This window comes from Bacillus sp. 522_BSPC (assembly GCF_001076885.1).
GTDB classification, from domain to species: Bacteria; Bacillota; Bacilli; order Bacillales; family Cytobacillaceae; genus Niallia; species Niallia hominis.
The window spans coordinates 23785-30242 of sequence record NZ_JVDT01000045.1 but is presented as its reverse complement, the minus strand read 5'-3'; the positions used below and the strand labels follow the sequence as shown (position 1 = coordinate 30242).

General features: G+C 35.7%; 5 protein-coding genes. 2 read left to right on the top strand and 3 right to left on the bottom strand.

Annotation, left to right across the window (positions count from 1 at the left end; translation table 11 throughout):
* On the bottom strand, positions 1-896 hold an 896-nt coding region (locus ADJ83_RS04040; RefSeq protein ID WP_048717051.1), incomplete at its 3' end, for a cache domain-containing protein.
* 428 nt (positions 897-1324) lie between these two features.
* Here ADJ83_RS04040 and ADJ83_RS04035 point away from each other — a divergent pair.
* Both ADJ83_RS04035 and ADJ83_RS26450 read left to right on the top strand, forming a co-directional pair.
* A complete protein-coding gene (locus tag ADJ83_RS04035; RefSeq protein ID WP_048717049.1) occupies positions 1325-2440 on the top strand; it encodes an ABC transporter ATP-binding protein in 1116 nt (371 codons plus the stop codon).
* A 96-nt stretch (positions 2441-2536) separates the two neighbouring features.
* Positions 2537-4036, top strand: coding sequence for a glycine betaine ABC transporter substrate-binding protein (locus ADJ83_RS26450; RefSeq protein ID WP_082169241.1), 1500 nt, complete (start codon positions 2537-2539; stop codon positions 4034-4036).
* A 211-nt stretch (positions 4037-4247) separates the two neighbouring features.
* Here the strand turns inward: ADJ83_RS26450 and ADJ83_RS04025 are convergent, their stop codons facing one another.
* Positions 4248-5003 carry a sulfite exporter TauE/SafE family protein gene (locus ADJ83_RS04025; protein WP_048717046.1) on the bottom strand — a complete coding sequence of 252 codons (756 nt, stop codon included), beginning with the start codon at positions 5001-5003 and terminating at the stop codon, positions 4248-4250.
* Between the two features lie 56 nt (positions 5004-5059).
* The gene (locus ADJ83_RS04020; RefSeq protein ID WP_048717044.1) at positions 5060-6430 is read right to left on the bottom strand and encodes a M20/M25/M40 family metallo-hydrolase; all 1371 of its coding nucleotides are present in this window, start codon (positions 6428-6430) and stop codon (positions 5060-5062) included.
* Between the last annotated feature and the right edge of the window lie 28 nt (positions 6431-6458).

Below are 6458 nucleotides of genomic sequence, written 5' to 3'. Positions count from 1 at the left end.
TTGGTCGTTATCACTGTCAAAAAACCGATGTGGATATTTATGGACCAAGGCAAATTTTCGATCCATTCAGAGGAAATAATATAATGTTCTCTATCAACTTCGGTACTTTCAATTGTTCCTGGACTATTTTCACTCAAACTGTTTAAGAAATTTGTTTGCTCCATTATTTTTGATGAATCATCTGTTTTCAAATAATGGACAAGTTCATCATTGTTATCTACAACAAAAAAATTCGAGTCACTACTGGCAGTTAAAAAAGATAAGCCTTCAAAAAACGTAGACTTCTCTATTTCTAGTAAAATAAATCCACTTGACTCATAGTTATTTTCTACGTTTCTTAAAACCCTACCAATTACCATCGAACTTGAATTATAGGAAAAATCAGTAAGTGTCCGATTATTCCACCAGACAATACTATCCGCTTCTTTTAATTTTTTATAAATTTGATTGCGTTGTTGTATAGTAAGATATGTATTGGACCGTTTATAGAGCTGTTTAGGTAAGTCATGCCCGGAGGAATATAGAACAAAGGAAGTTATATAGGTCTTATTTTGTGTAATGGCAGATATAACGGAGTTCACTTCTCTTATATTTTTCTTATAACCATAGTCATCGATATCCGTGTCATTTAGCACTCTCTGTATTTCTGAATTAATCGTAATAACATTCATAATATCCTTCAGATCAATATATAGTCTTTGGATATAATGGTCTCCCATTTGTAAAGCGGAGGACACCTGTTCTTCCGCTCGTTCCCCTAGTTTCACTACGGAAATATGATAAATTACAAAGCCAAGGATTACCATTGGAAGCAATGTCAGCAATAAATTTAAAGAGAAAAACTTTCCACTAATCGTTCGTTGATTCAAAAGTTCCATTAATCTAACTTTTTCCATCCCCCTATCCTCCAAACCATTAATGAAAGCGCTTAATTAATATTTTAAATTAATTTTACTTGAATAAAAGAAAGGCTGCAAGGTGATTATTTACTAACTAGCTAAATAACTAGTTCTTCTTTTATTACAATTAAGAGTACTTCAACTAACCTAGCAAAATTCATACAATATACAATTACAATAATATTATTATCAAATAATTATTGCTACGCTTTCCATCCTTCAATATATGATTTATTGTCTTCCAACTCATGATTTGACTGGAAATTCTTCGGGTTATTCCCATAACCAACCTTTTTGGACCCCTTTTTCCGAAAATAGTGATATAATAGTTAATGACAGTAATATATTTTTTAAAAAAGGAAGTTATTTAGTTAGCAAAATTGGGTAATAAGTTTTATAGAAAGGTCTGGAGGTGTTCGTAGAAATTGATTCAATTTAATGAAGTAACTAAAACGTTTCAAGATGGATTTAAAGCACTTAAAAACATTTCATTTCAGGTGAACGAAGGGGAATTGCTTGTTCTCATTGGACCAAGTGGTTCTGGTAAAACAACTACTATGAGGATGATCAATCGACTCATAGAACCTTCGAGTGGTACGATTACCATCGAAGAAAAAGATATCTCCACTGAGGATCCAGTAAAGCTCCGCAGAACTATTGGCTATGTCATCCAGCAAATAGGTTTGTTACCCCATATGACGATTAAAGAAAACGTCTCACTCGTTCCACGACTTCAAAAATGGAAAAAAGAACAATACGTGGACAAAATCAATGAATTAATGAAAATGGTTGGACTAGATCCAGAAATTTTCGGTGATCGCTATCCTTCTGAATTAAGCGGCGGACAGCAACAAAGAATTGGTGTTATCAGAGCACTTGCTGCTGAACCGAAAATAATTCTGATGGATGAACCATTCAGCGCCTTGGACCCTATCAGTCGAGAGCAGCTTCAAGATGAATTAGTTCGCCTGCAACAGGAAATTCAAAAAACGATTGTATTCGTTACGCATGATATGGATGAGGCACTCAAAATAGCGGACCGCATTTGTATCATGAAAGACGGCGAAATCGTGCAAATCGATAGTCCAGAAAACATTTTACGGAGACCGGCTAATGAATTTGTTCGAAGCTTTATTGGCGAAGACCGATTACAAGAAAATATTTCCTTACCACCATTAAAAAAGTTAATGATTTCACCTGTTACGGCAAGCAAATCCCGTGGTCTAGCGGAATCATTAAAATTAATGAGAAGAAAACGGGTAGATAGTCTTGTCGTGTTAGACAATACAAATACCTTTCTCGGAATAGTATCTGTTTGGGATGTGCAAAAGCATTACAATGAAGAAGAATTAACCTTAAAAGATATTATCGATACCAATGTACCAACACTTAAAATCGAGGATCCAACAGAAATGGCTTTTCAGCTTGTTAGTGAATCCACTTACGGCTTTGTTCCAGTAACTGATGAGCAATCCAAAATTGTCGGGATTGTCAATCGTGCAAGCCTTGTTGAGTACATTGCCGATAAAATCGGCGAATAAAAAAAGGAGGTATGACCCATTCCTAATATCATCACAGAGACATTAGATGTTTTTATCAACCGTTGGCCAACAATATGGAACTTAATTTTAGAGCATATGTATCTTTCTCTTCTATCCATCGCAATCGCAATATTAATATCTGTTCCCCTTGGAATCTATCTAACCCGCCATCGCAAAATAGCTGATTCCATCATTGGAATTGCAGGTGTATTCCAAACAATACCGAGTCTTGCATTACTGGTATTTTTAGTACCATTCATAGGCACTGGTAAACTTCCAGCAATTATCGCATTAACAGTGTATGGTTTATTGCCGATTTTACGTAATACATATTTAGGCATTGTTGGGGTAGAACGATCTGCAATAGAAGCTGGTGTCGGCATGGGCATGACCAATCGCCAAGTGCTTTGGATGGTTGAATTACCATTATCCTTAAGAGTCATCATGGGAGGAATCCGGACCGCAACTGTCTTAATTATTGGTGTGGCAACGATTGCTGGACTAATTGGAGCAGGCGGACTAGGTGATTTAATCTTCCGTGGATTACAAACATACAATACTGGTCTTATCCTTGCTGGGGCTATTCCTTCCGCTCTCTTGGCGATTATATTTGATTATTTATTGAAGCTTTTAGAAGCTGATGTAACGCCTAAAGGGCTTCATCATAATAAAAAAGCAAATAAAAATAAAAGCCGCATTAGAATATGGATTATAGCCGGATTAATCGTAATTCTCCCATTATCTACTGTCATTGCAAATTTCAGCAGTGGTAAAAGTGGAAAAGACACCATCACCATTACTGGTAAAAATTTCACTGAACAAGAAATTATGGTTTACATCATGGGGCATTTGATAGAAGAACATACAGATTTACAAGTAAACTATGAATCTTTTCTTGGCGGGACAGCTCCAGCATTTGAAGGAGTAAACACCGGCAATTATGATATGTACATGGAATATACAGGAACAGGGTTACTCAGCATTTTAAAGGAAGATATGGTTAGTGATCCTGACGAAGCCTATGACATTGTAAAGAAGAAATTTAAAGAAGACTACAATTTAGTTTGGCTAGAACCATTCGGTTTTAACAATACCTATACGTTAACTCTCCGCAAAGAAGATGCGGAAAAGTATAATATAAAAACGATTTCGGACTTGAAAAAGATGGCACCAGAACTTACCTTAGGATCTGAACCAGAATTCCTTGAAAGAGAGGATGGTTATCCTGGTCTCATTGATACTTATGGAATCGAATTTAAAAATACACAAGCCATGGACTCTGGCATTATGTATAGTGCCATTAAAAACGGAGATGTCGATGTAATTGATGCATTTTCAACAGATGGTCGCATCCCTGCATTTGATTTACAGGTTCTAGAAGATGATCAAAACTTCTTCCCTCCATACTACGCCACACCAGTAATTAGAGCGGAAACATTAGAAAAGCATCCAGAATTAGAAGAAGTATTAGCTATGCTTGTCGGAAAGATTGATAATGAAAAAATGCAAGAACTAAATGCCCGTGTAGATATTGATAAAGAGCAATATGAAGATGTTGCGGTAGATTTTCTGAAAGAGGAAGGGCTAATTGAATAATTTGCAAGCTTAAAATGGGAGGGTTATAGATTTATTCTATAACCCTCTATTTTACATTTAGAATATAAAGAGTCATATAATAATCTTCCCCTACTTTTTTCTATATATTGAGCTATATCCAAATTATTCTTTACGACAATTTAAAAGGCCAGATTCCCCCTTTTAGTCGAAAAACATCTACTAAAAAAGGAAAATCCGACTCAAAAAATTACTAACGAAATAAATTAAGAATAATCAACAACCCTCCAGCTAAAGGAGTAGCAACCATGGCAGTTCGCAATAATACGGTTGGAGCTTTATTGGTAAATTTAGCCCCTATATATGATCCTATCATTGTCCCTAATGTAACTTGTAAAAACAACGGAATACTAAAATTCCCTGTTTGCATAAATCCTCCGACTGCTGAAAATGCAATAGGAACGATTACAAGCATTGTCGTTCCAACGGATTGACGCAAAGAGAAACCAAGAAATACAAGCAACGCCAGTTGAATAAATGGCGTAGAACCAATACCAAAGATTCCAGAAAGCAATCCGGTTCCTATTCCAGAGCAAACAGTAATAATCATATATTTATTTTTAGACAACTGTTTCTCTCTCTGTATTTCGTTAGTGGAAAAACGTCTGGTCCTAATCCAAACCAATAGTGCTGAAAGAATAAGCATTCCGCCAGTCATCCATACTAGTGAACCTTCTTCTATATTAGATGAAATCATCGTACCTATATATGCTCCAATCCCACCAGATAACCCCATATATATCCCTGTCTTGATCTGAACATTTCCTTCACGAAAGTGACTTATCGACCCTGATAATGTACTGCAAAACATAGAAGCCAGTGATACACCTAATGCAGTGTGAATAGGGACATCGAAGACAACAACTAACAAAGAGATGATAAATCCGGATCCGCCAGTTCCACTAAAACCTAGGATTAATCCCATAAGCAACATTGTAGTAAAAATCATAATATGATTCTTCCCTTTCCTAAAAAAGGATTTTAATCAAAAAATCAATTTTTTATTTATTCAGCAAGTGTATTAGCATAGACCTTTGATAGTTCATCAATAACCTGACATGTACACAAAATCCCATTAAAGAAATTTTCTACTCCAATATTCTCATTTGGAGAATGATTTGCTTCATCATAATTAGCATAAGGTACTACAACAGATGGAACACCCAATATTTGGGTCCAAACATAATCTGGAAGACTACCTCCAAGACTCGGCTGTAAAACTGGACTTTGTTGATAGGATTTCTCCACCGCTTGTTTCACGATTTGAACTACTTTTAATTCTGGAGAAGTTCGTGATGGTTTCATGGAACCATGTCTTTTTACTTCCACATCTGGAGCATGTTTTGCTACATGCAATTTAATTTTTTCATAGATATCATCTGGATCTTGATCTACAACAAGTCGAGTATCCATTTTTACCGTGGCTGTAGCAGGAATAATTGTTTTAGATCCTTCACCGCCATAACCGCTATGGAATCCAGCAATATTAAAGGTCGGCTCCAGTGTTAATTTCCGATAATATTCTTCACCAGTCATGTCAAAACCTTTATAACCAATTTGATTCTTTAAATCATCGGCATCGAAAGGTAAAGTTGCGATTAACTCTAATTCCTTTTCAGTAGGTTTACGTAGATCGTCATAAAACCCTTCTATCAATACTTTTCCATCTTTATCTTTCATGGTATTTAGAAGCTCCACTAATTTCCAAGCTGGATTAGGAACAATATTCCCTTTATTTCCAGAGTGATTATCCCATTCAGCACCTTTGGCAGTTAGTTCTACATAAAGCATTCCTCTAACACCTAATAAGACAACGGGTGCTCCACTTTCATGCATCGGACCATCTGAAGTATAGACTAAATCTGCTTTTAGTAATTCTCTATGTTCTTCTACAAATTTCGCTAAGTTAGGACTTCCGCTTTCTTCTTCCCCTTCAATCACAATTTTTACATTGATAGGTAGTTCTCCTACTACTTCTTGATAGGTTTTCAATGCCAACAATTGGGCCATAAATTGACCTTTATTGTCTCCTGCTCCTCGGCAGTAGATTTTCCCGTCTATGATGGTTGGCTCAAATGGGGGCGTATTCCAGCCATCAGAAAGTTCAGCTGGCTGAACATCATAATGTCCATATATTAATAGAGTAAAATTATCAGGATTATTTATTATTTCTCCGTAAACAACAGGATGTCCATCAGTAGGGATTACTGTTGTTTTAGTACCTATTTCTTCCATGACATTTTTTACTAAAAGACAACATTCTTCTATTCCTATGTTTTGTGCACTAATACTTTTTTGTCTTAATATTGTGAATAAAGATTCTAAATATGCCTCTTTATTTTTATCAACTGATGCTTTCATTTCCGATAAACTCATTTTCTTCACTCTCCCATTTTTATAATGT